Consider the following 25,826-nt stretch of genomic DNA (forward strand, 5'->3'; position numbering starts at 1 on the left):
GGTCTGCGCGAACGAGGACGTCACAGCTGGTTTTCGCGCTCGACCTGAAGGGCAATCGCCTGCCGGCGGGCCATGATCGCGGTCATGGTGAGGCGTTCGGCCTCTACCGCGGACAGCGCCGCCAATTCCACCGCGACCGTGGCCATTTGCTCGATCAGATCGGCGCGGGCGTGCAGCTGCGCGGTTTGCCGTTGGCTGACCCATCTCGACAGGGTTTCCGGCGCGAGTGCGGCGTCGCGTTCGAGGCCCGCGCGCAATGCCTCGCGAAGCGCTGCGGCGCGTTCGGAGGACTCCTGGACGGCTACCTGCAATTCTTGCGTCCGGCTCACGAATTCCTTGTCACGAGCAACGGCGCCCCCAGCGAATAGTCCGTTGATGTTGCCAAGGCTCACCTGCAGGCGAGCCAAATGGAGGCACAAATCCTCACCGAATTGAGCCAAATTGCCGTTCATCAAATCCTCGTCTGATCGATGTACGCAACTCTCGCGCGGCGGTAGGTCGCAGCCAACTAAAATCTTGCAAATTCCATGCGGCTCACGGAAACGCCGCATCAGCGTGTGGAAGCATTCTTTTTGGAACGATTTACTGGCCATGCGATGGGGTGGGGAATAACCATCGGCTGGGTGTGCAGAATCTCGACGGGGCTCCGATGGACGACACCGATACTTCATCCGACGGCTTTTATGGCCGTCGACTGGCCTCGCACCTCGGAATGGAAGGCGATTGCGTTCGCAAGATCAATCGCCACGGCAAGCTTGCGCTTGCCATCACGCGATTGACATGTACCCGCTTTGTTCGTGAGCGGACCGCGGCGATTCCGTCGGAGCCGGCATTCAGCATCCTCCATCAACTGGGCGATCTGGATCGGCACTCATGCTGGCTCGCCGGCCGCCAGAGGTATTCCGGATCGTTCGGTGCGGGCACGGTGAGCGTCATCGACCTGCGCGACAATCCGCAGTGTGAGTTCAGAGGCCCGTTTGATGCGCTCCAGTATTACATCCCGCGCCGCGCTCTTGACGACTTCGCCTACGAGAACAGCGCGAAGCCGGTCTCCACGCTGAAGTGGACCCGTGACCGGCGCGATCCCTACCTGTCCACGCTTTCAAACGTTCTCTTGAACGCCCTCGAAGAGGAGAGCGCGAACAATCAACTCTTCGTCGATCAACTCGGACTGAGCTTGCTCGCCCATTTTGCGCAGACCTACGGCGATCTCGGCTCGCGCGCGGGCGTTCAGGAGGGTGGATTGGCGCCGTGGCAGGAGCGCCGTGCCAAGGAGATCATGCGTGCCCGCCTTGCCAGCGGATTGACGATCGCCGATGTTGCGGCCGAATGCAGGCTGACGCCGAGCCATTTTGCCCGCTCGTTCCGGCGCAGCACGGGTATCGCTCCCCACGAATACCTCTCCCGGCTCCGGATCGATGAGGCCAAGCGCCTGATGACAACCACCAAGCTGCCGTTGGCGGATATCGCGCTGATCTGCGGGTTCGGTGACCAGAGCTATTTCACCCGGGTCTTCTCGCGCAGCGTGGGAACGAGCCCCGGTGCCTGGCGCAGGGCTCGTTCTGAAGGCTGACCGGCTTCCGCCGAAGCCTAGGTCGGATGGATCATGCCACGCGCGTAAGACAGTCCGATCCCGTATCCGCCGCCATGGGCCTCGACGATGGCTCGCGCATGGTCATATGTCTCCCGGCGGGTCCAGTCCCGCTGCAACTCCAGAAGGACCTGGATCCATGATGTCGGCCGTGCTCCCGCGGCCTCCATGCGGCGAAGAGCCAGGTCATGACCGACCGTGGTGAGACCTCCGCAGGCATCGCCGACCACGTAGACCTCGAGCCCGGTGGCCAACGCCGATAGAACGGTGAAGCTGACGCATGCTTCGGTCAGCAGTCCCGATACGATGAGACGCCGCCGGCCAGTTGCGAGAATCTTCCCGCGCGCGTTGTCGTCTTCCCAGACATTCATGTTGCGCCGTTCGATCGGGACGATGCCGGGCAAGGCCGCACTGATCGCCGGCATCAGCGGACCGCTGTAGACTTTCGTCGCAGAGGTCGAGGCAATGACCGGAAGGCTGAACGCCGTGGCCGTCTTGGCCAGGGCGACCACGTTGTTGAGGAGGACTTGCCGGTCGATCGAGCTAACGCCGAAGGCGAGCCCGGCCTGCTGGTCTGCGAACAGGAGCGCGCAGTCTTTCGATTCGAGAAGGGGAGCGTCAGTCATGTGTTCACCCAATGTCACGACTTGAGGAATTCGAGCAGATCCGCGTTGAGCTGGTCCGCGTGGGTCGTGGCGGTCGCGTGCGGAGCGCCGGGATAGACCTTGAGCGTGGCGGACTTGATCATCTCGGCCGCGAGCTTGCCGGTGTACTGAAGCGGGACCACCTGATCGTCGTCGCCGTGGACCACGAGCGTCGGAACGTTGATCTTCGCCATATCCAGGCGGAAGTCGGTTTCGGAGAACGCCGTCACGCAGTCGATCGTCGCCTTGATGGAGGCCTGCAAGCCGATCTGCAGTGTCTGCTTGAAAACACCCAGGGAGACTTTGGTGCCGTGGTTGGTCCCGTAGAAGAGCGGGCTGAAATCGTCCAGGAATTGCGGACGATCCTTGGCGAGGCCGGCCTTGATGCCATCGAAGACGGCCTTGTCGACACCGTCATGGTCTGCCGTCTTGCCGAACAACGGCGTCACGGCGCTCACCAAGGCCAGCTTTGACACCTGCGAGGAGCCGTGGCGTGCGATGTAGCGCACGATGTCTCCGCCGCCCATCGAGAAGCCGACCAGGGTGATGCCCGTGAGCTCGAGATGCTTGATGAGTTCGGCGATGTCATCTGCGAACGTATCGTAGTCGTAGCCTTCCCAGGGCTGGCCCGACCGGCCAAAGCCGCGGCGATCGAACGCCACGGCGCGGAAGCCGTGACTGGCGAAGAACAGCATCTGGGCGTCCCACATGTCCGCGCTGAGCGGCCAGCCATGGCTGAACAGGATCGGCTTCCCGCTGCCCCAATCCTTGAAGTAGAGGTCGGTACCGTCCCGTAATTTCAGCAGCGCCATCAATTGCTCCCCTATGGAGGCGATGGCCGCGCACAGATATGTCGGGCCAGCCTCCGCCAAACTCATCGATGGAAGCCCCCGTGGCTTGGACGGCCTCGGCGCTGTTTGCACGGGCTCGCGGTCTCGGCCGAGCGCGCCGTCTGCAAGCTCCGAAGGGCGCGATCCCGGAGCGAGACATCTCCGAGTGCAGTTTTGTTGCACGCAAGCCTTCATCGCGACTTCGTCCAAGCAGCGACCAACCTGTCCAAGCGGCGGCGCCGCCTCGGGTCATACACTCGAAGCCGTGCGGACGCTGGATGTCATTCGCTCCGGCCGGCAATCGTCAATTCAAGGAGAAATCTCGATGTCCAAACTCGATATGCTGACCCCAGACAACAGCGCCATTGCGCTCATCGACTACCAGCCGGCGATGTACCAGGGTGTCCAGTCGCACGACCGCCTCGTGGTGTTCAACAACGTCCAGATCCTGGCGAAGGCCGCCAAGCTGTTCAAGATTCCGACCGTGCTCTCCACGGTGGCGAAGGATTCGTTTTCCGGGCCATTCATGCCTGAAGTCGCCGAGCTCTTCCCCAATCACGACATCATCGACCGCACCTCGATGAACTCCTGGCTCAATGCCAATTTTCGCAAGGCGGTCGCGGCGACCGGGCGCAAGAAGTTCGTGATCGGCGGTCTCTGGACCGAGGCCTGCGTGATGTTTCCGGCGCTGGACATGCTGAAGGAAGGCTATGAGGTCTACATCCCGGCGGATGCATGCGGCGACCTCTCCATGGAATGCCACAACCGCTCGATGGATCGCCTGGTGCAGGCCGGCGCGGTTCCGATCACCTCGTGCCAGTACGCGTTCGAGTTGCAGCAGGACTGGGCGCGCACCGAGACCTACGACGGCATGATGGAGATCCTGAAGGCGCATTCGCCTTACGGCATCCAGATCCGCTTCTCGAAGTGGGCGCTCGGCGAGCATGCGTCGGAGGCTGGCTAACGCATGATCCGGAAAATTGCGAAGCGGTGTTTCGAATAGATCGTGCTCAAGCAAGGGGCTAACGCGCGATGAGCTGATCTCATCGCGCCTTAGGCCGCCTGATTTCTCCCTCCATCCTCCGAGAGGGGTGTGATGAAGATCTACATTCTGTCCCTTGGCGCCGGCCTGCTGGTCGGCGTCATCTACAGCCTGCTCAACGTACGTTCGCCCGCTCCTCCTCTGGTGGCGCTGGTCGGTCTGCTCGGCATCCTGGTCGGCGAGCAGATCGTTCCGGTCGCCAGGCAGATCGTCGTCGGCGAGGGCCTCGCCGCCGCATGGCGGCAGGCGAAATGCGCGCCTCACATGTTCGGCCTGCTGCCGGGGCGGCACGCCGAGGAAATCAAGACAACCACAGATGTTGCGGAGAAGGCGTCATGAGCGCTCCTGATACGATTCTGCATCGCGGCCTGTTCACCACGCTCGACCGGTCCAACCCGGCCGCGAGCGCCGTCGCCATCAAGGACGGGCGCTTCACGGCGGTCGGCCACGACCACGACGTGATGAAACTCGCCGGACCATCGACCAGGGTGATCGATCTGAAGGGACGGCGCGTCCTGCCCGGGCTGATCGACAATCATCTTCACATCATACGCGGCGGGCTCAACTTCAACATGGAGCTGCGTTGGGACGGCGTGTGGTCGCTGGCCGACGCGATGGCCATGTTGCGCAAGCAGGTCGCGATCACGCCGCCGCCGCAATGGGTGCGCGTCGTCGGCGGATTCACCGCGCACCAGTTCGCCGAGCGGCGCCTGCCGACGATCGACGAGCTCAACGCCGTCGCGCCGGATACGCCGGTCTTCATCCTCCATCTCTACGACCGCGCGATGCTCAATGCGGCAGCGCTGCGCGCCGTCGGCTACACCAAGGATACTCCGGAGCCTCCGGGCGGCGAGATCACGCGCGACGCGAAGGGCAACCCGACAGGGCTCCTGCTCGCCAAGCCGAACGCCAACATCCTCTATGCGACGCTGGCCAAAGGACCGAAGCTGCCGTTCGATTACCAGGTCAATTCGACCCGGCACTTCATGCGTGAGTTGAACCGGCTCGGCGTCACCGGCGCGATCGACGCCGGCGGCGGCTTCCAGAACTACCCCGAGGACTATGCGGTCATCCAGAAGCTCTCGGACGAGGGGCAGCTCACGATCCGCCTGGCCTACAACCTCTTTACCCAGAAGCCGCAGGGTGAAAAGGACGATTTCCTGAACTGGACAAGGACCTCCAAGTACCAGCAGGGCACCGATTACTTCCGCCACAACGGCGCCGGAGAGATGCTGGTGTTCTCGGCAGCCGATTTCGAGGACTTCCGGGTCGCCCGGCCGGACATGCCGCCGGAGATGGAAGGCGAACTCGAGGGCGTCGTTCGTATCCTCGTCCAGAACAAATGGCCATGGCGCCTGCACGCGACCTATGACGAGACGATCTCGCGTGCGCTCGATGTGTTCGAGAAGGTCAACCAGGACATGCCGCTGGACGGCCTGCATTGGTTCTTCGATCACGCCGAGACCATTTCCGACCAGTCGATCGATCGCATCGCCGCGCTCGGCGGCGGCATCGCCGTGCAGCACCGCATGGCCTATCAGGGTGAGTATTTCGTCGAACGCTACGGATATGGCGCGGCTGAAGCGACGCCACCCGTGAAGAAGATGCTCGATAAGGGCGTCAAGGTGTCCGCGGGCACCGACGCGACCCGGGTCGCATCCTACAATCCCTGGGTCTCGCTCGCCTGGCTTGTGACCGGCATGACGGTCGGCGGCTTGCGGCTCTATCCGCCGCGCAACTGCCTCGACCGCGAGACCGCGCTGCGGATGTGGACCGAGAATGTCACCTGGTTCTCGAATGAGGAAGGCAAGAAGGGACGTATCGAGGTCGGGCAGCTCGCCGATCTCATCGTTCCGGATCGCGACTATTTCTCATGCAGCGAAGCCGAGATCGCCGATACGTCGAGCGACCTCACGGTGGTCGGCGGCCGTATTGTCTACGGTGCCGGAGATTTCAAGGCGCTCGATACCAACGCACCACCGCCGGCGATGCCGGATTGGTCGCCGGTGCGCAGCTTCGGCGGCTATGGCGATTGGCTCGGAGCTGACGGCAAGGCAAAGGCCGTCAGAGCGAACGCCATGCAGATGTGCGGTTGCGCCAGTGGCTGCGGTGTGCACGGCCATGACCATGCCCGCGCCTGGACCGGCAAGCTGCCGCTTTCGGACCTCAAGAGCTTCTGGGGCGCGCTCGGCTGCGCCTGCTGGGCGGTTTGAGATGCATGCGAAGGCCGGCACGCCGCGCTGGGTCGCAGCCATCCTGTCCTGGTCGTGGCTGCTCCCGATCGCCAGGGGCGCGCTGGTCTCCGCCTTCCTGATCGGCGGCATCCAGAAGCTCGCCGATTTCCCGGCAGCGGTCGCCGAGCAGGCGCATTTCGGTCTGCAACCGGCCTGGCTGTGGGCCGTAGCGGCGATCGTCGTCGAGCTTGGCGGCTCGCTGCTGGTCATCGCCAACCGGTTCGTCTGGCTTGGCGCCGGCGGACTGGGCGTGCTCACTTTCGTGGCGATGCTGACGGCGAACGCATTCTGGCTGTCCACAGGCCACGAACGGTTCATGGCGATCAATGCGTTCTTCGAACACCTCGGCCTCATCGCCGGTCTTGTCGTCGTGACGATCTGCGCTGAAAAGACGCAACCTCGTCGAATCAGCGAATCCTAGTCCAATCTCGCTCAAGGAGTTGTCCATGAAACGGCTATCGGCATCGATCCTGCTCTTGTCGGTTGCGGCTCTTGCCGCAACGGCGCCGGCGGTCGCCAGGGATGCGGGAAAGGCCGGCAGGGAGATAGTTGCGGTGGCGCCGCAGTACGATACGACGCATGTCTATGTCGCGCCGGATGACGTGGACAAGTTCGTGTCGAGCTTTCTGGCGACTTTCGGCGGCCAGAGCACCAAGCAGGTTGTTGCAACGGTCACGCCCACGCCGAGCAGCACGACCTCGCAGCTGCTTCAGACGCCGGTCGGGACGGTCTCGCTGTTCGGCTTCAAGACGCCGGTGCCGTATCCGTTCGGCGCCGAACGGAACGGATATCTTGTCAGCGATATCGACGTTGCGATCAAGGCCGCCCGTGCGGCGGGCGCCGACGTGATCGTCACGACGTTTCCGGATCCGATCGGACGCGACGCCGTGATCCAGTGGCCGGGCGGCGTCAATATGCAGATCTACTGGCACACGACCAAGCCGAACTACGCCGCCTTCGAGAGGATCCCGGAGAACCGGGTCTACGTTTCGGCGGACCGAGCGGATGCGTTCGTGCGGAGCTTCCTTACCTTCTCGCGCGGGAAGGTCGTGTCGCAAACCGCGAAGGCCCCGGGGATCGAGATCGGCAAGACGGGACAGACTTACAAGCGGATTCGCATCGAATCGACATTCGGCAAGATGGTCGTTCTCGTGACCGACGGTCAGCTGCCCTATCCCTACGGCCGCGAGACGACGGGCTATGAGGTGGCGGATCTCGACGCGACGCTTGCCAAAGCAAAGACGGCCGGAGCCGCTGTCCTCGTCGAACCCTACACATCCGAAGGAAGGTCCGCGGCGATCGTGCAGTTTCCGGGCGGTTACATCGCGGAGATACATGCGACGTCTGCCAAACATGCTGCCCGTGCAGACCAGCAGCCTCCTGAACGCGCCTTGAAGTAATGGTCGTCATGCCGGCATGGATCGACACACGAATTGCCAGGACGCTATTGCCCCTTCTGGCGATCGCGTCCTCAGTCCATGCCGCCGTTGCGTCGGATGCGGATGACGCAACGGCGAAGCGACCTGCGATCCAAGCCAACCGATGGGCCGAGGATTGGTCGGTGCTTGCCGATCCCAGGTTGCGGACCGAACCTTTCGACGGGCTCAAATACATTCCCCTGTGGGCCACGGATCCGAAGAGCTACATCTCACTCGGGGCCACGTTGCGCGAGCGCTTCGAGTCGAATAGTGCGTCGGCATTTGGAACCAGCAACACCCCCGCGGACAGCTATCTCCTGCAACGGCTTCAAGTTCATGCCGACGTGCATTTCGACGAAAACTGGCGGGCGTTCGTCCAGCTCGAGGACGACCGCGCCTTCGACAAGCAGAACGTCTCCTCGGTCGACCAGGACCGCCTCGATCTGCGACTGGCATTCATCGAGTATGTGAACACCACTGCGGCGGGCACCTTCAAGGCGCGCGCCGGACGTCAGGATTTTGCGTTCGACCTGCAGCGCTTCGTTTCATCGCGGGACGGACCGAACGTGCGGCAATCCTTCGACGCGATCTGGGCCGATTGGGAGAGCGGTGCGTGGCGCATCCTCGGATTCGTCAGCCGGCCCGTCCAATATTTGGACGGGCGTCCGTTCGACGACACGTCGAACGACCGCTTCAAGTTCAGTACGCTGCGCGTGGAACGGAAGGTGTTCGGAAACGACGAGCTGTCCGGCTATTATTCGCTCTATGAGCGCAGCGACGCCAAGTATCTCGACGCGCGCGGCGATGAGCAGCGGCATGTTCTGGACATACGGTTCGCAGGCAAGGGCGCAGGGTTCGATTGGGACCTCGAGGCCATGGGGCAGGCCGGCCAGGTCGGTACGACGGACGTGCGGGCCTGGGCGGTCGGTGCGCGGACGGGCTATACCTTTTCCGATGTGACGTGGCAGCCGCGCATCGGCCTGCAGCTTGACGCGGCGTCGGGCGACCGCCACCCCGGTGACGGTGTGATCGAGACCTTCAATCCGCTGTTTCCGAACGGCTACTATTTCACGCTGGGTGGCTACACGGGGTATGCCAATCTCATCCATCTCAAGCCTGCGATCTTCGTCAATCCCACGGATCGGCTGAAAGTGATGGCGGCGGTTGCTTTCCAGTGGCGTCAGACGACGGCTGATGCGGTCTATGTCCAACCGAATGTGCCGGTCGCGGGAACGGCCGGAACCGGCAGCGCGTGGACGGGGGCTTACGGGCAGTTGCGCCTCGACTACGCCTTCAACGATCATCTCACCGGCGCGATCGAAGCGGTACACTTCGCCGTCGGCAATACGATTCTCGGCGCCGGCGGGCACACCAGCAACTATCTCGGTCTCCAACTCCAATACGGCTGGTAGCATGTCAAAGCCTGTTTCCTTTCTCGCTCTCCTGATGAGCCTCAACGCCGGTTTCGTTGACACGGCCGGCTTCCTTGCGCTTCAGGGGCTCTTCACGGCGCATGTCACCGGCAACTTCGTCACGTTCGGTGCCGCCATCGTGCTCGGAACGTCCGGCGCGTTGGCCAAGCTGCTTGCGCTTCCTGTCTTCTGCGCCGTTGTGATCGTGACGAGGATATTCAGCTTCTATCTCCCGGTCATGGGACTACCGATCCTCCGCTCGATGCTGGCGATCAAGACCCTGCTTCTCGCGATAGGTGGTGCAGCGGCTGTCCATTTCGGGCCATTCACGCAAGGCGACAGTTGGCAGGCGGTCGTCACCGGAATGCTTCTCGTTGCCGCGATGGCCATTCAGAACGCAGCCCACCGCATCCACATGGGGACGGATCCTCCCAGCACGCTGATGACGGGAACGACGACCCAGATCATGATCGATGTCGCTGACGTCCTGCGGCTTGCCCCGGCCTCCGTTCTGAGCGTTGCCTGGCCCCGCTTGGGTAAGATGTCGGCGAGTGTGGCTGCGTTCGCGTTGGGGTGCGCGGCGGGCGCCTGCCTCTATGCCAAGTTCGGTACCTGGTGCTTCGTGCTGCCTCCGCTTCTCGCATTGCCGGCCGTGTTTCTTGCAGGAGCCGAGCCCGCACCGGAAAAGACGGCCTAGCGCGCGATGAGTTCAGCCGAGTCTTTCCAGACTATCCTTCTGCTGCTGATGATCGCCGTGATGCTCGACACGGTGGCCCGTCGCTTGCGCCTGCCGTCCGCGTCGGTGCTCGTGCTGGCCGGCATTGTGCTGGCCCTGGTTCCGGGACTTCCCGAAGTGGAGTTCGACCCGGACTTCGTCATGGTGCTGTTTCTGCCGCCGCTCTTGCTCTCCGGCGCCTATTTCACGGTGTGGCCTGACTTTCGCGCCAATCTCAGGATCATCCTGCAGTTGGCAGTCGGAGCCGTCGTGTTGACGACCCTGCTGGTCGGTGTCGTGACCCACTTCTTCTTCCCGGCATTGCCCTGGGCGGCGTGTTTTGCGCTTGGCGCAATCGTTTCGCCGCCCGACGCCGTCGCGGCGCGGGCCGTGCTCGACCATCTCAGCGTTCCGCCGCGCATCGCTGTCCTGCTCGAAGGCGAAAGCCTCATCAACGACGCATCGGGCCTCGTTCTCTTTCGTTTCGCAGTCGCTGCCGCACTGACCGGTGCCTTCAGCGCCGGGGCGGCCGCAGGAAGTTTCGTCTATGTCTCTGCCGTGGGCATCGGGATCGGTCTTGCGCTCGGCTGGATCTGCGCTTTCGTCGCCGGAAGGTTGACTGACGCCAGGCTCACCGTGGTCTGGACGTTCCTGTCCGCCTGGGCCGCTTACCTGCTGGCCGATCGCCTGCACGTGTCGGGCGTGCTTTCGACGGTTGCATGTGGGCTGGTCCTTGGACGTCTGCAACACAAGGCCCTGAGCGCGGCGTCCCGCGTGCAGGCGCTGGCGGTATGGTCCGTCGTCACCTTCGTGATGGAGGCGTTGGTCTTCGTACTGGTGGGGTTGGCGCTCCGGGGTGTTCTCCACCGGTTCGGCTCAGATTGGGGGATCGTGCGTACGCTCGCGCCCGCGGCCGCGACGATCTTTGCGGTGCTCGTGCTCGCCAGGTTCGCGTGGATTTTCCCGACCGCCTACATTCCGAGGGCGCTGATCCCTTCTCTGCGCGAGCGGGATCCCTATCCACCGCTGGCCGTTCCGTTGGTGATGAGCTGGGCCGGGATGCGCGGGGTCGTCAGTCTCGCCGCCGCATTGTCATTGCCGGAGCAATTTCCGGGCCGCGACATCATCCTGTTCGTGACCTTCTGCGTCGTCGCCGCGACCATCGTCGTCCTCGGACTGACGCTCGGTCCGGTCGCGAAGATGCTGGCGGGGAAGGAGTTCTTGCTTCACGGCGAGGAGACACTGTCCGAAGAGGCTATCCGGGCCGAAATCGCGCGAGCCCAGTTCGACTCCATCAGCGCGCATTCTCTCGGTTCCGAGGGGAAGCACGCGCATCCGCGACTCGTCGAACAATACGGGCATCGTCTGGCGGTTGCCGAGGACCATGTCCTCGCCAAGGGCCCTCACGGGGAGCGGAGACTTCAGCATTACCGCGCCGTATTGATCGCGGTGGAGGCAGGCCGCTCCAAGCTCCTGGAGCTCTTCAATGCCGGGCGCATCCACGACAGCGTCATGCACCGGCTGGAAGGAGAGCTGGATCAGGAGGAGCTTTTCGCGGCGCGTGTCGTCGAGGTGATGGAAGGCGGTTGACGGGCGCGTCCATGGCAATGGAGCCGAACTGCCGGCGTGACAGTTCGGCTCCTGATCAAGCTAGGCAACCAGGGTATCGACGCTGGTAATCCAGTCGCGGGATAAGTTGACGTCCGCCTGCGACAGTTGGTGGCCGGCTGGCAGAGTCCTGAGGATCACCTTGGCTCCCGCATCGGCGAGCATGGCCGACAGTCTGGCCGCATTGCCGGCCGGAACGATCGGGTCTGCCTGCCCCGAAAGGATGAGCACCGGTTTGCCGTCGAGCCTGGCTTTGGGCGGATCCGACAGCGGCACCATCGCTCGAAGCAGGACTGCGCCGGCGAGAGCGTCCGGCTTCATCAGGAGAAGCGCGGCCGCGATATTCGCCCCGTTGGAAAATCCCACCGCAACCGGCGCCGCGATGCCGTGGCGCTGCCGCGCGCTCTCGACGAATGCACCAAGCTCCAGGGCACGCTTGCGCACGTCTTGTTCGTCGAACACGCCCTCCGCCAGGCGGCGGAAGAAGCGCGGCATGCCGTGTTCGAGGACGCGGCCGCGTGGCGAGAGCAGGGCCGAACCCGGCGATATCATGGCGCCGAGTTGCAGCAGATCGTTCTCGTCGCCGCCGGTGCCGTGCAGGAGCAGGAGCGGCGGCGCACCGGGCCTGGTTCCGGGCTCAAAGCGATAGATGAATGAGGACTCGTCCGTCACGACACGGCTCCTTCCAGCTTCGGCAAGACACCCTCGATCTCCTTGCGGTGCGACTCGAGGAAGCTCGGCAGTTTCAGTGCGCGTCCCAGCGTCTCCACCGGCTCATCGACGGCAAAGCCCGGGATGTCGGTCGCAATCTCGAACAGCACGCCACCGGGTTCACGGAAGTAGATCGAGCGGAAGTAGTTGCGATCCTTCTGTTCGGTCGGATGCAGTCCGTGACTGTCCACGAGCCGCTGCGCCATTCTGCCCTGCTCGGCGTCGTCGGCCGCGCGGAAAGCGATATGGTGCACCGAACCGCCGCCTTGATGACCCCGCAGGAATCCCTTCGCCTCATAGATGTCGACGACGCTTCCGTTGATGTCACCGGCCGCCTTGTAGCGGATCACGGAGCCCTCTCGGGCCGTCTCCTTGAAGCCGAACACGTCAGTCAGGACCGCCGCGGTTTTCCCGGCATTGTCGAGCAGCAGGGTCACGCCGTGAAAGCCGCGGATCGCGTGCTCGACCGGAACGTCGCCATTGCTCCAGGCCGGCTCGTCTTCGGCGCCCGGCACGCCGACGAGCGCCAGCGCCATGCCGTCCGGATCCGTGAACGGCAGGACCGATTCTCCGAACCGCTTTTCCAGCGCTTCGTAATGAATGCCCTTTTGAAGGAAACGCTGCGTCCAGTAGCCGAGCGAGCGTTGCGGCACGCGAAAGGCGGTCTGGTGGGTCTCGCCGACGCCCCTCCGGCCCGGAGGAACGCCCTGCCAGGGAAAGAACGTCAGGATCGTGCCGGGCCGGCCGGTCTCGTCGCCATAGTAGAAATGATAGGTGGCCGGATCGTCGAAATTGACGGTCCGCTTGACGAACCGCAGGCCGAGATCCCGCGTGTAGAAGCCGAAATTCCTGATGGGGTCACCGGCAATGGCGGTGACGTGATGAAGTCCTGACATGTTTTCCCTCCAGCTCGATTGAGCAACTTCGTTTCGGGAGCACATATCGGATGGCTTTGTTCTGAGGACAATTCATGCTTTTATGGCGTCTATGTCTACGATTTGGCGACAATCGAGGGGTGGATGGACAAGCTGGCGAGCCTGAGAGCCTTCGTGAAGGTCGTCGAAAGCGGCAGCTTCGCCGAGGCCGGCCGCCAGATGCGGCTCTCGCGGTCGGCGATCAGCAAATATGTCGGCGATCTCGAGGAGAGCCTAGGGGTGCAATTGCTGAACCGCACCACCCGCCACGCGAGCCCGACCGAAAACGGCCAGATGTATTTCGAGCGGGCCGTCGTCATCCTTTCGGACGTCGATGCCGCGGATCAGGCGGTCACCCAGTTGCAATCGGCGCCGCGCGGCCTGTTGCGCGTCAATGCGCCGATGTCATTCGGCACGATGCGCCTCGGGCCCGCGCTGGCCGATTTCATGACGAAGTATCCCGACCTTCAGCTTCAGCTCGTGCTGAGTGACGATCTTCTTGACCCTGTTCAGGACGGCTTCGACGTCACGCTTCGCATCGCCGAACTGGAATCTTCGAGCCTGATTGCCCGCAAGATCGTGCCTGTCGAGCGGGTGGTTTGCGCCTCACCCGATTATCTCAAACGACATGGTACGCCGCTCCATCCGCAGGATCTGCGCGATCACGTCTCTCTGACCTACGGCTTTCTGCTGACAGGTAATCAATGGAAGCTGACAGGCAGCGACGGCGTCCACTGGATCCAGCCGGCATGGTCGCTTTGCGTCAACAACGCGGAGGTGCTGCGCGACGTGGCGGTCAAGGGCAAGGGCATCGCGCTGATACCGGAGTTCATCGCGGCGGAGGCGCTGAAGAACGGCAGCCTCCAGGCCGTGCTTGCGAACTATTCGGCCCCGCCGCTCACGCTTTACGCGGTCTATCCGCCGACGCGACATCTTGCCGTCAAAGTTCGCCTCTTCATCGATTTCCTTGTCGATCGGTTCGGGCCGGGCGCCGGTTGAGCGCGCTAATCCGTATTCCTTTCGCGCGACCAGCGATTGCCGAGCGCAAGGCCGTATTGGTAGAGGGCGTTGCCATAGTCCAGCTGCAACCGTTCGGTGGATTAAAGCGCGACGTCGACATTCGCGCGTGCTGATTTCAATGCGCGTGCGAGAACCGAGGCCTCGTAAGCCGCTTTGGCGGTCCCTCCGGCCGTGTGAGGTTCGATACCAATCAGCTCAACGGGCGGGTCGGGACGCGGCTGTTGTCCCGCTACCATCTTTCCCCATACTCCTTTGACGCGGTTCGGATCAGCCTTCTCCACCAGGAGGGCGTTCAGCCGACCCGCGATCTCTACCGTTAAACCTCCCAGCCGCTCGGGATCGCGGAAGAGGGTGAACGCGCCCCAATTTGTCGCCATTAAGGTTCTGTTCGTGTGGGCGTGTCGCGAGGCGGTGCACCTTCCATAATCAGGTGCAACAGATTTTGCCTGACTGGCGACCTCGCAGCTCCTGCTCCACCGAATGCTCGGATCGGCATCCATTTCACCTTGCCCTGGGGCGACCTCACGATCAGCGCCAGGCCAAATGTATCCAATTATTCTGTTTCGGCCTCAGCGCCTCAAAAGGATGTAAGATGGATCGATCGCGAAGAGTCGCGATTATTGTCATATAATATGTTGAAATAATTCATTTATAAACGATGGATTGAGCGATGCTTCTTTACGCTGGATATCCCATCACGCAGCACTTTGGATACCAAGGTTGACTTCTGGATACATTTTGTCCAGTTTCCTCCCAGAATAAAATCAATCTGGGGAGGGGCCGGTGACCGGCATTTCGGGCGCGCGCGGGCCGAAATTGACGCAGACGACAGCCGTGCTGGCGATGTGCGCGGTCTTGATCGTCGTTTTCTCGATCTTCCTGCGGGGCTTCCTGACGCTCGGCAATCTGTTCGCGCTGGCGCGTAACATTTCGATACTCGGCATCCTCGCGCTCGGCATGGCGGTTGTCGTGATCGGGCGTGGACTCGATCTGTCGCAAGTCGCCTCCTTCGCCGCCTCCACCGCGATCGCGATCATTCTGATGAATTCGGGTTATGCGACGCCGGTGGCGCTGCTGATCGGCTTCGTGATGGCGATCACCATCGGAATCCTGAACGGGTTCCTCATCTCGGTGATCGAGATGCCGCCGCTGCTGACGACCCTGGCATCGAGTCTTGCGGTATTGGGGATCGTACGCACCACGGCTGTGCAGCACTATGTCGTCTACCTTTCGAAGGGGCACGACGAGTTCCTTCGGCTGGGCGGAAACATCTGGGGCGGTGTCCCGATCTCGATCCTGATCTTCGCGGCCACTGCGGTCGTCGTGCATCTCTTCCTATCTCGCACCGTCATCGGGCGCTTCGTCTATGCCCATGGCGACAACCCCGATGCCGCGCGCCAGACCGGTCTGCCGACCCGTCCGCTGACCATGATCGAATACGCGCTGTGTGCGGCGATCGGTTACGTCGGCGGCGTCGTGATGATCGCGCAGACAGCGCTGATGCATCTCCAGGTCGCGGAATCGACGATCATTTTCGATGTCATCATGGTTGTGGTGCTCGGCGGCGTCAGCCTCGTCGGCGGCCGCGGCAATGTGATGAGCGTCATCGCCGGAACGCTGCTGATCGGTGTGCTGCTGAACGGCATGACCATCATGGACATGGACGTGCAGACCCAGAACATCGTCAAGGGAGTCGTGCTGCTGATCGCGATCCTGCTCGATTCCCGGCTGCATCCGCGCGACGAGGAGACGTCGAAGCAGGGCGATTGAAGCTCTGCATCCATCAACGGGCCGCAACAATCGGCCGACATAGAAGGGGAGGAAGAAACATGACGAAAGCACTGCACAGGAAAGTTCTTGCCGGCATCGGGCTGGCGGCGATGGTGGCAACCGCCGCGCTGGTGGCGGCGCCATCGCAGGCGGCCGGTCCGCGCGACCAGTTGCGCGACAAATTCGACAAGGCGCTCAAAGGCAAGACGGTGGCCTGGTCGCCAGTCTGGATGGGCGTTCTGGAATCCGAATGGACCCGTGTGATGAAAGACCGTTTCGACGATTACGGCATCAAGCTCGTCACCCGTGACGCCAACATGAAGTCCGACATCCAGCTTCAGACCGTCAGCGACTACATCAACGAAAAGCCTGACGTGATCGTGGTCCAGAATCCGAACGTCACGCTGCTCGCCAAGGAGCTGAAGCGTGCGATGGATGCAGGCATCTATGTTGTGCAGGTCAACATGGCGTCGAATACCCTGACCGACGCCTATGTCGGCGTCGATGCCAAGGATCTCGGCACCAAGATCGCTCGCGAGGTCATCAACCAGTGCGGCGGCGGCAAGGGCTCGGGGGAGGTCGCGATCCTCGAGGGCGAGGCGACCGCAGCCTATTCGCTCGACATGAAGAACGGCGCCATGGAGGTGTTCAAGACCGATCCGTCGATCAAGGTCGTGTCGTCGCAGCCGACAAGCTGGGATGCCAACAAGGCCGGCGATATCACGACCACCGTGTTGCAGCAACATCCGAAGCTGTGCGGGATCCTCAGCGTCTGGGGACCGCAAACTGCCGGCGCGGCGCAGGCGATCAAGGCGGCCAATATGGGCGACAAGGTGAAGGTGTTCGTCGCCAGCGATGGACAGCCCGCGGATTGCGATCTGCTGGAGCAGGGCGCATTCTCCGCGAACCTTTCGTATCGCGCCGACGTGCAGGGGCAGACCATCGCCGACGCGGTGATCGCGCTCTTGCAGAGCGGCGACAAGCCGGGTTCGAAGAACGTCGCCTATTACACGACCCCCGCCTGGGTGAAGTCGAAGGACGATCGGATGTACTGCTTCAGCATCCCGAAGGGCGTGAAGTAGACGTTCCGGCGCCCGCGCCCCTGCGGCGCGGGCAGGCCGGAGTTGAGATCCCCATTCCCTGCGTCGTCCCGCCGTTCGGCCGTGCCCGTGCCGAACCCGCCGGAGTCTGTTGATGAAAAGCCTGCAACGAGCCTGGCACCGCCATTCGCCCCAACTGTTCCTGGGCGAGCTTCTTGAGAAGCGGTGGATGGAGCCGATCATTCCATTCACGCTCACGATCGCGGTATTCTTGGCATTCGCGGTGATGATCCCGCGGTACCTGACGGCGAGCAGCCTTCAGGAGCTGATGCGGAATTTCGCGGAGCAGGGGATGGTCGCCGTCGCGATGGCCTTCTCCGTGCTATCGGGCGGCATCGACCTGTCAGTCGGCGCAGTGTTCGCAATGTCGAACTTCCTCGCGCTCTATTTGTATCTCATTGTCGGGCTGCCGCTGCCCGTGATGATCCTGCTTGTCGTCCTGTTCGGCGCGGCGATGGGCGCGATCAACGGCGGGCTGATTGCTTACGGCAGGACCCGGCCATTCCTGACGACCCTGGTCGTCCTCATCATCGTTCGCGCCGCCTATAACAAGGTGACGGTGGCGTTCACGAACGAGCTCGCAAGTATCGACAGCGGGTCCAGCACCTGGGATTTCATGGGATCGGGCAGAGTTCTCGGTATTCCCTTCAACATGCTGGTGTTGATCCTGCTTGCCGTCGGAACGCACTTCTTTCTCACTCGCATCAAGCCCGGCGTCCACATCATGGCGGTCGGGTCGAGCCGCAAGGCGGCCCGGCACGCCGGCGTCAACGTCAAGCGCGTGCTGTTCTCGGCGTATGTGATGTCAGGGGCTATCGCGGCACTGGCGGGAATCCTTTACGCAGCGCGGCAAAGCAGTTCGGGCACCGACACCGGCGTCGGCTGGGAGATCAATGCGCTGGCCGCGGTGGTCCTTGGCGGCATCAGCCTTGCCGGTGGCCGCGGCACCATCGCGCGCGCCGTCATGGGCGCGGCGATCATTTTCATGCTCACCAGCGGCATGGTGCGGCTGGGCATCTCCGGCAACCTGACGACTGCCATCATCGGCATCATCCTGCTGCTCGCGGTCGGCTTCAACGTGAAGTGGGTCAAGAACAAGGGCAAGGTGCTGCAGAAGGTCTATGTCACCCCAAGCTGGGTCGATTTCGAGCCGCCGCCGTCGGTCGAGCGCGGCAGCGGCACGCCGTTCGCGGAGAACGACCGCCTGAAGAACGCGGAGGCGATCGCGCTCAACATGATCGAGGGCCCGGAGGACGTCATCCTCGATCGCAAGGACAACCTCTACACCGTCAACCGCAACGGCTCGATCATCCGGTTCCTCGCGCCCGACTATACCGTTCGCGAAGAGTTCGCGCGCATCGGCGGCCGGCCGCTCGGGTTGGCATTCGATCGGGATCAGAACCTCCTTGTCTGCATCGCCGGCATGGGCGTGTATGGCGTCAAGCCCGATCGTTCGGTCTTCAAGGTCACCGACCGCACCACGCGCACGCGCACACGGCTCAAGGACGATTCGCGGCTCTATCTCGCCGACGATCTCGACGTCGCGCCCGACGGCAAGATCTATTTCAGCGAAGCCTCGACCCGCTATGAACTGACCGACTGGGCGCTCGACGGCTTCGAAGGCCGCGGCAACGGCCGGCTGATCTGCCACGATCCGAAAACCGGCATCACCAGGACCGTCCTCAAGAACCTGACGTTTCCCAACGGCATCTGCATTTCGCATGACGGCCAGTCGGTGCTGTGGGCGAGCACCTGGCTGTGCCAGATCAACCGTTACTGGATCGCCGGCCCGAAGGCGGGCACCAGCGAAATCCTGATCGACAACCTTCCAGGCTATTGCGACAACATCAACCGCGCCTCTGATGGCAAATACTGGCTCGCCTTCGTCGGCCTGCGCACGCCGGTCTATGACCTTGCCATGCGCAATCCCGTTTTCCGCACCCGCATGGTGAAGCAGATCCCGCCGGACGAGTGGCTGTGCCCGGGGATCAATTACGGCTGCGTGGCCAAGTTCGACGACAACGGCGTCGTGACCGAATCGCTCTGGGATCCGGGCGGGCTTTCACATCCGACCATCACGTCGGTTCGCGAACACAAGGGCTATCTCTATATCGGCGGTCTCGAGAACAACCGCATCGGCCGTATCCGCCTGCAGGACGCCGCCCCGACCTGGGAAGCGCACAAATCCTATTGGGGAGGGGCCTGAGCCATGTCTCTGCTTGGCGATATTGTCGATCGCGTGTTGTTTCCGAACCGGGAGCTTCATGTCATTCCGGTGCTCGATGGCGCGTTCTCCCCGAACCAGCGGCTCGATGGGGCCCGCCAGCTCGGCGCGGAGATCGAACGGCCGGATGACATCGCGCTCGGGCAGGACGGTGCGCTCTACGTCTCGACCGGCAACAACATCCTGCGTTGTACCGGGGACGATTTCAACACGCGCGCCGTGTTCGCGACTCTCGACGGGCCGGTCGGCGGACTTGCCAGCGCGCCGGATGGCAGACTGCTCGCTTGCGTCTCCGGTGTTGGGTTGGTGGCGCTTTCGCCAGTCGGCAAGATCGTCGCGAAGCTCGAAAGCGTCGGCGGTGAGAGGGTCGCCTGCCCATTGTCGGTGACGGCCGCCCCCGACGGGGCGATCTACCTGACCGACGGTTCGCGTAACAACCGGCCCGACCTCTGGCTCACCGACCTGATGCAGAACCGGGCCCCGTCGGGTCGACTCATCGTTTGTGATGCCTCGCTCGGTGGCGCGAGCGTGCGCGCGGACAAGCTGGCGTGGCCGCTTGGCGTGGTCGTTTCCAGTGACGGCAACGAGGTGTGGGTCGCCGAGTCCTGGGCCCATTGCCTGACCGCTTTTTCACGCGCGGGCGGCGACAAGCGCGTGATCGTCAAGAACTATACCGGCTATCCGGCGCGTCTTGGCCGAGGGGCGGATGGAGAGGTCTGGATGGCCTTCCTGGCGCTTCGCACGCAGTTGACCGAATTCGTCCTGCGCGAACGGGCGTTCTGCGAAGAAATGATGCGGACGGTACCGTCAGAGCTTTGGATCGGGCCGGCGCTGGATGGCCGCCTCAATCCGCGCGAGCCGACCCAGATCGGCCGCATCAAGAAGCTCGGCATTCAGAAGCCGTGGGCGCCGCCGCGCTCGTATGGCCTCGTTGCGCGGCTGGACGCCAAGGGTATGGCGACGGAGACGTTGCACAGCCGTGTCGATGGTCGGGTCCATGGAATAACCGCCGTCCGCCCGATTGGCTCCCGCGTGCTGGCGGTATCCAAAGGGCGCGATTGCCTGGTTGAACTGCCGCGTGGTCGCGGCGCGCAGGAAGGATGAGCGCCATGCCGGCGGAACAACAGGCAGGAACCCCGCTGCTTCAGGTCGTCAATGGCAGCAAGGTCTATGGAGGTCTGCATGCGATCGATGGCGTCAATTTCGATCTGCGGCCGGGCGAAATCCACGCACTGCTGGGCGAGAACGGTGCGGGAAAGTCGACGCTGTGCAAGGCGATCGCAGGCGCAATCGTCCTGACCTCCGGGGACTATATGATCCGCGGACGCAAGGTCTCGTTCGCCTCACCAAAGGAGGCGCTCGAGGGCGGAGTCGCGATGGTCTACCAGGAGTCCAGTCTGGTGCCGTCGATGACGGTGGCGCAGAATCTCGAACTCGGCATGGAGAAGTGGGTTACTGTCTACAGCAAGATCAACATTGCGGCGACGCAGTCTTTGCAATCGATGAACTTCAATGTCGATCCGCTGGTGCTGGTCGAGAATCTCGGAACTGCCAAGCGGCAGATGGTCGAGATCGTCCGTGCTGTGCGCCACAATGCACAGGTCTTCATCTTCGATGAACCGACTGCGTCACTTACGCCCGAAGAAACGCAACATCTGTTCCATCTTCTCAACACCCTGAAAGAGAAGGGCGCCGGGATCATCTTCATCTCGCATGCGCTGGAAGAGGCACTCAATATCGCCGATCGCATCACCGTACTCCGGGACGGCAAGCTCGTTGCCACGGTGCCTGCAAAGGACGTCACCCGCGACTCGCTCGTGCGGATGATGGTTGGCCGCGAGGAAACGGCAGCTCAGTACGCAACCCACGGCGCTGATCCGGATGCGCCGAAGCCCAGCGCGCCGCGCGGCCAGAAGGTGCTTTCGGTCGAGAACGTGACGATGGGCAGCATCGTCAAGAATATGTCGTTCTCGGTCTTCAACGGGGAAGTCGTCGGCATCTTTGGACTGGTCGGGGCGGGACGGTCGGAGATCGCCCAGATCGTCAGCGGTGCACGGAAGCGCAACTTCCTGCGCGGCGGGATGATCTATCTGCGGGACAAGCCGGTCCGCTACCGGGTGCCGCGGCAGGCGGTGCGCGACGGAATCGCCTATATTACCGAGGATCGGAAGGTCGACGGCTTCTTCGAGACGATGACGGTGGATCAGAATATCTATCTTGGCTATCTGTCGTCGCCGCGCATCAGGCGATTTCTCTACTCCACGCGCGAGATGAAGCGGATTGCCGATCAATGGATCTCGGCGCTCTCGATCTCGGCGTTGAAGCGAACGCTGAAGATTGTGGAATATTCCGGCGGCAATCAGCAGAAAGTCGTGGTGGGAAAGTCTCTGGCGCAGGAACCGACAGTGGTCATCTTCGACGAGCCGACGCGAGGGGTCGACGTCAGCGCCATTCCGCAGATCCACCAGGCCATCCGCAAGCTGGCGGGCGAGGACAAGGCAGTCGTCGTGATCTCTTCCTATTTGCCGGAGATCCTGGCGATCTCGGATCGGATTCTGGTCGCGCGTGGCGGGCGTATCGTCGAGGAAATGGCACGGGCCGATGCGACCGAAGACAAGATCATGTACGCGGCCATTCACTGACAAGGAGGGCCTTTCATGAGTGCCTATCAGCGGCCTCCCTATTGGAACGACGCGGCGCGCGACGCCAATGAAGATGATCCGGATGGCGGTCGGCTGATGAGCGAGCGGATCGCAAGCGAGATCCGCAGCGCGGTGCTGAGCGGCGAGATGCGGCCGGGTACGCGGATCCGGCAGGAACTTCTCGCGGCGCATTTCGGAGCGAGCCGTATTCCCGTGCGCGAGGCGCTGAAGCAGCTCGAGAACGAGGGGCTGGTCGTGATGGCGCCGAACCGTGGCGCCTGGATTGCTGACGTCGATTCGGAAGAATCGATCGAGATCTACAAGATCCGCGAAGCGGTCGAACCGCTTGCCATCGGTGAAAGCATTCCGAACCTGACCGACGAGGACATTGAGGCGCTTGACCGGATTGTGCGCGAACTTGAGCAGGTAACCACGCTCGAGGAATACATCCAGCTTGATCGGGAGTTTCATCTGCGAACCTATTCACGCGCGCGGATGCCGCAACTGCTGGCGATGGTCGAGCGCTTCTGGAACAGCACGCAGCATTTCCGCCGGCAGTTCGTCAGCGAAACATATGCCAAGGATGGCTTTCCTTTCTCCGATCCCCAGCACGTCCTGATCATGGATGCGATCCGGGCGCGCGACGTCGACGCCGCACAGGTGTTGGTGCGCCTTCACATCCGGCGCACGCGCGTTGTCATTCAGGCGAAAGAGAGTGGGGCGGCCCAGCCGCCCCTTGCGAACCGCGGCGCGATACCGCACGCCCGCCTCGGCTCGGTCTATCGAGGAAAGAAGTCCAATGACTAGTTTCCGGAACAGCGGCTTTGTCCGCGCCAGAATGATGATGGCGGGCGGCCATCAGGGCCGCAAGGCTGGGTGTGGCGGCCGGCATCGTCGCGACCGCGGCGGCAACGGGCAACGAGAATGACTGCCGATTCCGATTCCGCGTCGCGTGTTCGCGCCTATGAGGAAGCCGCAGGTCTGCTGCGGGCGCATCTCGCGGAAACGCCTGTCGCTCCTCCCGATTGCAGAAGGCTGACGGCGCTCGATCTGTTTCGTGCCGCGCCGGGCGAGGCGCCGGCGGTGTTCTATTTCGATGCGACGCAGACCTATGGCGATATTGACCGGTATAGCGACCGGCTCGCCGGCGTGTTCGCGAGCAGAGGGGTTGGGCGCGGCGACCGGGTTGCCGTCATTCTCCAGAATGTGCCGCAATTCGTCATCGTCAGTGTGGCGGCCTGGAAAGTCGGGGCCATCGTCGTCAGCCTCAACCCGATGTACCGGACGCCGGAGCTTCGCAAGCTGTTCAAGGATTGCGAACCCAAGGCGGTGATCTGCCACGATGATCAATGGGACAACGTTGTCCCGGCGGCGGCTTCGGTCGATCCCGAACTGGTGCTCTGGACCGCCGCTCGTGAATTCCAGATGCGAAACGATGTCCGCGTGCTGCCGGAGCCGGGTGCGGCGCCGCAGGCGCACGCGCTGGCCACGATCTTCACCGGAGACGCACCGGCGCCGCCGGCGCCGGTTCTGGCCTCCGATGACATCGGTCTGCTGCTCTACACGTCCGGAACCACGGGCGTTCCCAAGGGCGCAATGCTGACGCATCGCAATCTGGTGGCAACGGCGCTGATCTGCCGCGATCATTTCGAGCTGAACGGCATGTCGCGGATTTTCGGTGTCGCGCCGCTGTTCCACATCACCGGCTTCGAGATTCAGATGGTCGCAGCTTTCGCCGCGCATGCGGCGATGGTGCTGACCTATCGCTTCCAGCCGCAGGTCGCGCTCGATGCCTTTCTTGAATGGCGGCCGACATTCATCGTCGGCGCCATCACCGCGTTCATCGCGCTCATGAACCAGGCCGACGCGACCAGCCGCCATTTCGAGAGCTTTGTACATCTCTATTCTGGCGGCGCGCCGATTGCTCCGTCGGTCATCGATGCGTTCGCGAAACGGTTTGGGCGGGCGATCCGCAGTTCCTACGGAATGACTGAACTGACCTCTGCAAGTCACCTTGCACCCAACCAAGGTCCGATTCCCGTCGATCCCGCATCCGGCGCGCTGTCCATCGGCAAGCCGACGCCCGCCGTCGATGCGATCGTCGTTGACGACGAGCGTCGCCCGCTCGGGCCCGGCGAGCATGGCGAGGTGGTTGTGCGCGGTTCGGGCGTGATGGCGGGCTACTGGAGAAAGCCCGCGGAAACCGACGAGGTGCTGACCAATGGTTGGCTGCACAGCGGCGACGTCGGCTTCTTTGACGAGAACGGCTGGTTCTATCTGGTGGACCGCAAGAAGGACATGATCTCCGCCTCCGGCTTCAAGGTCTGGCCGCGCGAGGTGGAAGACGTGATCTACGGCTTTCCGGGTGTGCGCGAGGCAGCCGTCGTCGGCGCCGCCGATCCGTATCGGGGCGAGACGGTGGTGGCGTTCGTATCCGCCCGGCCGGGCGCCGCCATCGATGTCGCCGCGCTCTCACGCTTTTGCCGCGAGCGATTGGCGGCGTACAAATGCCCCGTCGACATTCGCATTCTGGACGATCTGCCTAAGACAGAGTCCGGGAAGATTACCCGAAGCACGCTCAGGGACGGCCTACGCGGCGAGTAAGGAGAGCTCAGGTGGATATCACGCAAAGCGAACGCAGCCGGGAACTGGCCGAGCGTATCCAGCGCTTCATGATGGAGCACATCTATCCGAATGAGCGCCGATACTATCAGGAGGCGGAGCGGCTCGGGCCTTGGGCCGTGCATCCGGTTGTCGAGGAACTGAAGCCGCTCGCACAACAGGCCGGCCTGTGGAACCTGTTTCTGCCTGTTCACGAGGACGGGCTGACGAATCTCGAATATGCGCCGCTGTGCGAGATCATGGGACGTTCCCATCTTGCTCCCGAGGTCTTCAATTGCAGTGCGCCGGACACCGGCAACATGGAGACGATCCTGCGCTACGGTACGAAAGCGCAGAAGGAGCGTTGGTTGAAGCCGTTGCTCGCAGGCGAGATTCGTTCGTCCTTTGCGATGACCGAGCCCGACGTTGCCTCATCCGATGCGACCAATGTCGCCAGCCTGATCGTGCGTGACGGCGACGATTATGTGATTAACGGTCGCAAGTGGTACACGACCGGCGCGACCGATCCGCGGTGCCAGATCATCATCTTCATGGGGCAGACCGACCCGGCGCACCCGGACCGTCACAAGCGCCAATCGATGATCCTTGTGCCGAAAGATGCGCCGGGCGTGCACGTCGTCCGCTCGCTGCCGGTGCTCGGATTCTACGGCGTGCCGGATCGCGCATCCGAGGTGATGTTCACCGATGTACGCGTGCCGGCCGCCAACATGTTGCTTGGCGAGGGGCGTGGATTCGAGATCGCACAAGGACGGCTCGGACCTGGACGCATTCACCATTGCATGCGGTTGATCGGCCTCTCCGAGCGGGTGCTTGAGCGTATGTGCCGGCGAGCGCTCAAACGCGTCGCTTTCGGCAAGCCTCTCGCCGAGCAAACGGTGACGCTCGAGCGGCTCGCCGAAGCGCGCATGAAGATCGAGCAGGCGCGGCTGCTGACTCTCAGGGCGGCCTATATGATGGATACGGTTGGTAACAAGGCCGCGCGACAGGAAATCGCGATGATCAAAGTCGTCGCGCCAAACATGGCGCAGACGATTGTTGACTGGGCAATACAGGTTTTCGGTGGAGGTGGAACCAACAACGACCATTTCCTTTCTGCAGCGCTCGCTACGACCCGCTTGCTGCGACTGGCCGATGGCCCCGACGAGGTCCACCGCAACCAGATAGGCAAGCTCGAGTTGCACCGTTGGCTCAATTCCGATCCGGCGCGGACCGGCGGCGGGGCCGATCCGATGTCCCCGGAAGAATCTGAATCATGGTCCGAAGGGGGCCTGTGGCCACGTCCAAAAAGTCTACCCTAGATGGGTCCGGAAGGTGCGGGGCTTACCCACT

24 protein-coding genes are annotated in these 25,826 nt (G+C 62.8%); 18 read left to right on the plus strand and 6 right to left on the minus strand.

Annotation, left to right across the window (positions count from 1 at the left end; translation table 11 throughout):
- Positions 1-20: 20 nt before the first annotated feature.
- A complete protein-coding gene (locus tag Q0030_RS28335) occupies positions 21-452 on the minus strand; it encodes a hypothetical protein (RefSeq protein ID WP_298374573.1) in 432 nt (143 codons plus the stop codon).
- A 197-nt stretch (positions 453-649) separates the two neighbouring features.
- Between Q0030_RS28335 and Q0030_RS28340 the strand changes: the two genes are divergently transcribed.
- Positions 650-1,573 carry an AraC family transcriptional regulator gene (locus Q0030_RS28340; protein ID WP_298374576.1) on the plus strand — a complete coding sequence of 308 codons (924 nt, stop codon included), beginning with the start codon at positions 650-652 and terminating at the stop codon, positions 1,571-1,573.
- A 17-nt stretch (positions 1,574-1,590) separates the two neighbouring features.
- Here Q0030_RS28340 and Q0030_RS28345 read toward each other — a convergent pair whose 3' ends face one another.
- Positions 1,591-2,217, minus strand: coding sequence for a hydrolase (locus Q0030_RS28345; RefSeq protein WP_298374578.1), 627 nt, complete (start codon positions 2,215-2,217; stop codon positions 1,591-1,593).
- Between the two features lie 14 nt (positions 2,218-2,231).
- A complete protein-coding gene (locus Q0030_RS28350; protein ID WP_298374611.1) occupies positions 2,232-3,047 on the minus strand; it encodes an alpha/beta hydrolase in 816 nt (271 codons plus the stop codon).
- Between the two features lie 343 nt (positions 3,048-3,390).
- On the opposite strand from Q0030_RS28350, the gene Q0030_RS28355 reads away from it, so the two are divergent.
- From Q0030_RS28355 to Q0030_RS28390, 8 genes are all read left to right on the plus strand, one after another.
- Positions 3,391-4,029 (plus strand): hydrolase, encoded by a 639-nt coding sequence (locus Q0030_RS28355; protein WP_173641047.1) that lies wholly within the window; start codon positions 3,391-3,393, stop codon positions 4,027-4,029.
- 132 nt (positions 4,030-4,161) lie between these two features.
- Positions 4,162-4,446, plus strand: a complete 285-nt coding sequence (locus Q0030_RS28360) for a XapX domain-containing protein (RefSeq protein ID WP_298374617.1) — start codon at positions 4,162-4,164, stop codon at positions 4,444-4,446.
- Positions 4,443-6,320 (plus strand): amidohydrolase, encoded by a 1,878-nt coding sequence (locus tag Q0030_RS28365; RefSeq protein ID WP_298374620.1) that lies wholly within the window; start codon positions 4,443-4,445, stop codon positions 6,318-6,320. The genes Q0030_RS28360 and Q0030_RS28365 overlap by 4 nt, the downstream gene beginning before the upstream one ends.
- A gap of 1 nt (position 6,321) precedes the next feature.
- Positions 6,322-6,762 (plus strand): DoxX family protein, encoded by a 441-nt coding sequence (locus Q0030_RS28370; protein ID WP_298374623.1) that lies wholly within the window; start codon positions 6,322-6,324, stop codon positions 6,760-6,762.
- A gap of 25 nt (positions 6,763-6,787) precedes the next feature.
- Positions 6,788-7,741, plus strand: coding sequence for a glyoxalase (locus Q0030_RS28375; protein ID WP_298374626.1), 954 nt, complete (start codon positions 6,788-6,790; stop codon positions 7,739-7,741).
- Positions 7,742-7,749: 8 nt separating this feature from the next.
- On the plus strand, positions 7,750-9,171 hold the full coding sequence (locus Q0030_RS28380; RefSeq protein WP_298374628.1) for an alginate export family protein: 1,422 nt from the start codon (positions 7,750-7,752) through the stop codon (positions 9,169-9,171).
- A gap of 1 nt (position 9,172) precedes the next feature.
- Positions 9,173-9,868, plus strand: a complete 696-nt coding sequence (locus Q0030_RS28385) for a YoaK family protein (RefSeq protein WP_298374631.1) — start codon at positions 9,173-9,175, stop codon at positions 9,866-9,868.
- Positions 9,869-9,874: 6 nt separating this feature from the next.
- A complete protein-coding gene (locus Q0030_RS28390; protein WP_298374632.1) occupies positions 9,875-11,476 on the plus strand; it encodes a Na+/H+ antiporter in 1,602 nt (533 codons plus the stop codon).
- 60 nt (positions 11,477-11,536) lie between these two features.
- On the opposite strand, the gene Q0030_RS28395 is transcribed toward Q0030_RS28390, so the two are convergent.
- Entirely contained in the window at positions 11,537-12,166 is a 630-nt protein-coding gene (locus Q0030_RS28395; RefSeq protein WP_298374634.1) for an alpha/beta hydrolase, read from the minus strand.
- On the minus strand, positions 12,163-13,101 hold the full coding sequence (locus tag Q0030_RS28400; protein ID WP_298374636.1) for a ring-cleaving dioxygenase: 939 nt from the start codon (positions 13,099-13,101) through the stop codon (positions 12,163-12,165). The genes Q0030_RS28395 and Q0030_RS28400 overlap by 4 nt, the downstream gene beginning before the upstream one ends.
- 123 nt (positions 13,102-13,224) lie before the next feature.
- Between Q0030_RS28400 and Q0030_RS28405 the strand changes: the two genes are divergently transcribed.
- Positions 13,225-14,118 (plus strand): LysR family transcriptional regulator, encoded by an 894-nt coding sequence (locus tag Q0030_RS28405; protein WP_298374639.1) that lies wholly within the window; start codon positions 13,225-13,227, stop codon positions 14,116-14,118.
- Positions 14,119-14,219: 101 nt separating this feature from the next.
- On the opposite strand, the gene Q0030_RS28410 is transcribed toward Q0030_RS28405, so the two are convergent.
- Entirely contained in the window at positions 14,220-14,516 is a 297-nt protein-coding gene (locus Q0030_RS28410) for a hypothetical protein (protein WP_298374641.1), read from the minus strand.
- A 406-nt stretch (positions 14,517-14,922) separates the two neighbouring features.
- Between Q0030_RS28410 and Q0030_RS28415 the strand changes: the two genes are divergently transcribed.
- From Q0030_RS28415 to Q0030_RS28450, 8 genes are all read left to right on the plus strand, one after another.
- On the plus strand, positions 14,923-15,909 hold the full coding sequence (locus Q0030_RS28415; protein WP_298374644.1) for an ABC transporter permease: 987 nt from the start codon (positions 14,923-14,925) through the stop codon (positions 15,907-15,909).
- A 59-nt stretch (positions 15,910-15,968) separates the two neighbouring features.
- Complete coding sequence (locus Q0030_RS28420) at positions 15,969-16,991, plus strand: sugar ABC transporter substrate-binding protein (RefSeq protein WP_298374646.1); 1,023 nt, start codon at positions 15,969-15,971, stop codon at positions 16,989-16,991.
- A 112-nt stretch (positions 16,992-17,103) separates the two neighbouring features.
- Entirely contained in the window at positions 17,104-19,215 is a 2,112-nt protein-coding gene (locus Q0030_RS28425) for an SMP-30/gluconolactonase/LRE family protein (RefSeq protein WP_298374649.1), read from the plus strand.
- Positions 19,216-19,248: 33 nt separating this feature from the next.
- Positions 19,249-20,337, plus strand: a complete 1,089-nt coding sequence (locus Q0030_RS28430) for an SMP-30/gluconolactonase/LRE family protein (RefSeq protein ID WP_298374652.1) — start codon at positions 19,249-19,251, stop codon at positions 20,335-20,337.
- On the plus strand, positions 20,334-21,875 hold the full coding sequence (locus tag Q0030_RS28435; RefSeq protein WP_298374655.1) for a sugar ABC transporter ATP-binding protein: 1,542 nt from the start codon (positions 20,334-20,336) through the stop codon (positions 21,873-21,875). The genes Q0030_RS28430 and Q0030_RS28435 overlap by 4 nt, the downstream gene beginning before the upstream one ends.
- 96 nt (positions 21,876-21,971) lie before the next feature.
- Positions 21,972-22,682, plus strand: a complete 711-nt coding sequence (locus Q0030_RS28440) for a GntR family transcriptional regulator (protein WP_298374658.1) — start codon at positions 21,972-21,974, stop codon at positions 22,680-22,682.
- 117 nt (positions 22,683-22,799) lie between these two features.
- Positions 22,800-24,479, plus strand: a complete 1,680-nt coding sequence (locus tag Q0030_RS28445) for an AMP-binding protein (protein ID WP_298374661.1) — start codon at positions 22,800-22,802, stop codon at positions 24,477-24,479.
- A gap of 11 nt (positions 24,480-24,490) precedes the next feature.
- Complete coding sequence (locus tag Q0030_RS28450) at positions 24,491-25,795, plus strand: acyl-CoA dehydrogenase family protein (protein WP_298374663.1); 1,305 nt, start codon at positions 24,491-24,493, stop codon at positions 25,793-25,795.
- Positions 25,796-25,826 lie beyond the last annotated feature (31 nt).

The organism is uncultured Bradyrhizobium sp. (assembly GCF_947648125.1).
In the GTDB taxonomy this organism is placed as follows: domain Bacteria; phylum Pseudomonadota; class Alphaproteobacteria; order Rhizobiales; family Xanthobacteraceae; genus Bradyrhizobium.

Excerpts from the sequence above, each read along its gene's own strand:
- Q0030_RS28390 (WP_298374632.1), top strand. The coding sequence starts at position 9,875 with ATGAGTTCAGCCGAGTCTTTCCAGACTATCCTTCTGCTGCTGATGATC.
- Q0030_RS28340 (WP_298374576.1), top strand. The coding sequence starts at position 650 with ATGGACGACACCGATACTTCATCCGACGGCTTTTATGGCCGTCGACTG.
- Q0030_RS28435 (WP_298374655.1), top strand. The coding sequence starts at position 20,334 with ATGAGCGCCATGCCGGCGGAACAACAGGCAGGAACCCCGCTGCTTCAG.
- Q0030_RS28420 (WP_298374646.1), top strand. The coding sequence starts at position 15,969 with ATGACGAAAGCACTGCACAGGAAAGTTCTTGCCGGCATCGGGCTGGCG.
- Q0030_RS28370 (WP_298374623.1), top strand. The coding sequence starts at position 6,322 with ATGCATGCGAAGGCCGGCACGCCGCGCTGGGTCGCAGCCATCCTGTCC.
- Q0030_RS28425 (WP_298374649.1), top strand. The coding sequence starts at position 17,104 with ATGAAAAGCCTGCAACGAGCCTGGCACCGCCATTCGCCCCAACTGTTC.
- Q0030_RS28360 (WP_298374617.1), top strand. The coding sequence starts at position 4,162 with ATGAAGATCTACATTCTGTCCCTTGGCGCCGGCCTGCTGGTCGGCGTC.
- Q0030_RS28405 (WP_298374639.1), top strand. The coding sequence starts at position 13,225 with ATGGACAAGCTGGCGAGCCTGAGAGCCTTCGTGAAGGTCGTCGAAAGC.
- Q0030_RS28375 (WP_298374626.1), top strand. The coding sequence starts at position 6,788 with ATGAAACGGCTATCGGCATCGATCCTGCTCTTGTCGGTTGCGGCTCTT.
- Q0030_RS28440 (WP_298374658.1), top strand. The coding sequence starts at position 21,972 with ATGAGCGAGCGGATCGCAAGCGAGATCCGCAGCGCGGTGCTGAGCGGC.
- Q0030_RS28365 (WP_298374620.1), top strand. The coding sequence starts at position 4,443 with ATGAGCGCTCCTGATACGATTCTGCATCGCGGCCTGTTCACCACGCTC.
- Q0030_RS28350 (WP_298374611.1), bottom strand. The coding sequence starts at position 3,047 with ATGGCGCTGCTGAAATTACGGGACGGTACCGACCTCTACTTCAAGGAT.
- Q0030_RS28355 (WP_173641047.1), top strand. The coding sequence starts at position 3,391 with ATGTCCAAACTCGATATGCTGACCCCAGACAACAGCGCCATTGCGCTC.
- Q0030_RS28345 (WP_298374578.1), bottom strand. The coding sequence starts at position 2,217 with ATGACTGACGCTCCCCTTCTCGAATCGAAAGACTGCGCGCTCCTGTTC.
- Q0030_RS28335 (WP_298374573.1), bottom strand. The coding sequence starts at position 452 with ATGAACGGCAATTTGGCTCAATTCGGTGAGGATTTGTGCCTCCATTTG.
- Q0030_RS28410 (WP_298374641.1), bottom strand. The coding sequence starts at position 14,516 with ATGGCGACAAATTGGGGCGCGTTCACCCTCTTCCGCGATCCCGAGCGG.
- Q0030_RS28445 (WP_298374661.1), top strand. The coding sequence starts at position 22,800 with ATGACTGCCGATTCCGATTCCGCGTCGCGTGTTCGCGCCTATGAGGAA.
- Q0030_RS28400 (WP_298374636.1), bottom strand. The coding sequence starts at position 13,101 with ATGTCAGGACTTCATCACGTCACCGCCATTGCCGGTGACCCCATCAGG.
- Q0030_RS28385 (WP_298374631.1), top strand. The coding sequence starts at position 9,173 with ATGTCAAAGCCTGTTTCCTTTCTCGCTCTCCTGATGAGCCTCAACGCC.
- Q0030_RS28380 (WP_298374628.1), top strand. The coding sequence starts at position 7,750 with ATGCCGGCATGGATCGACACACGAATTGCCAGGACGCTATTGCCCCTT.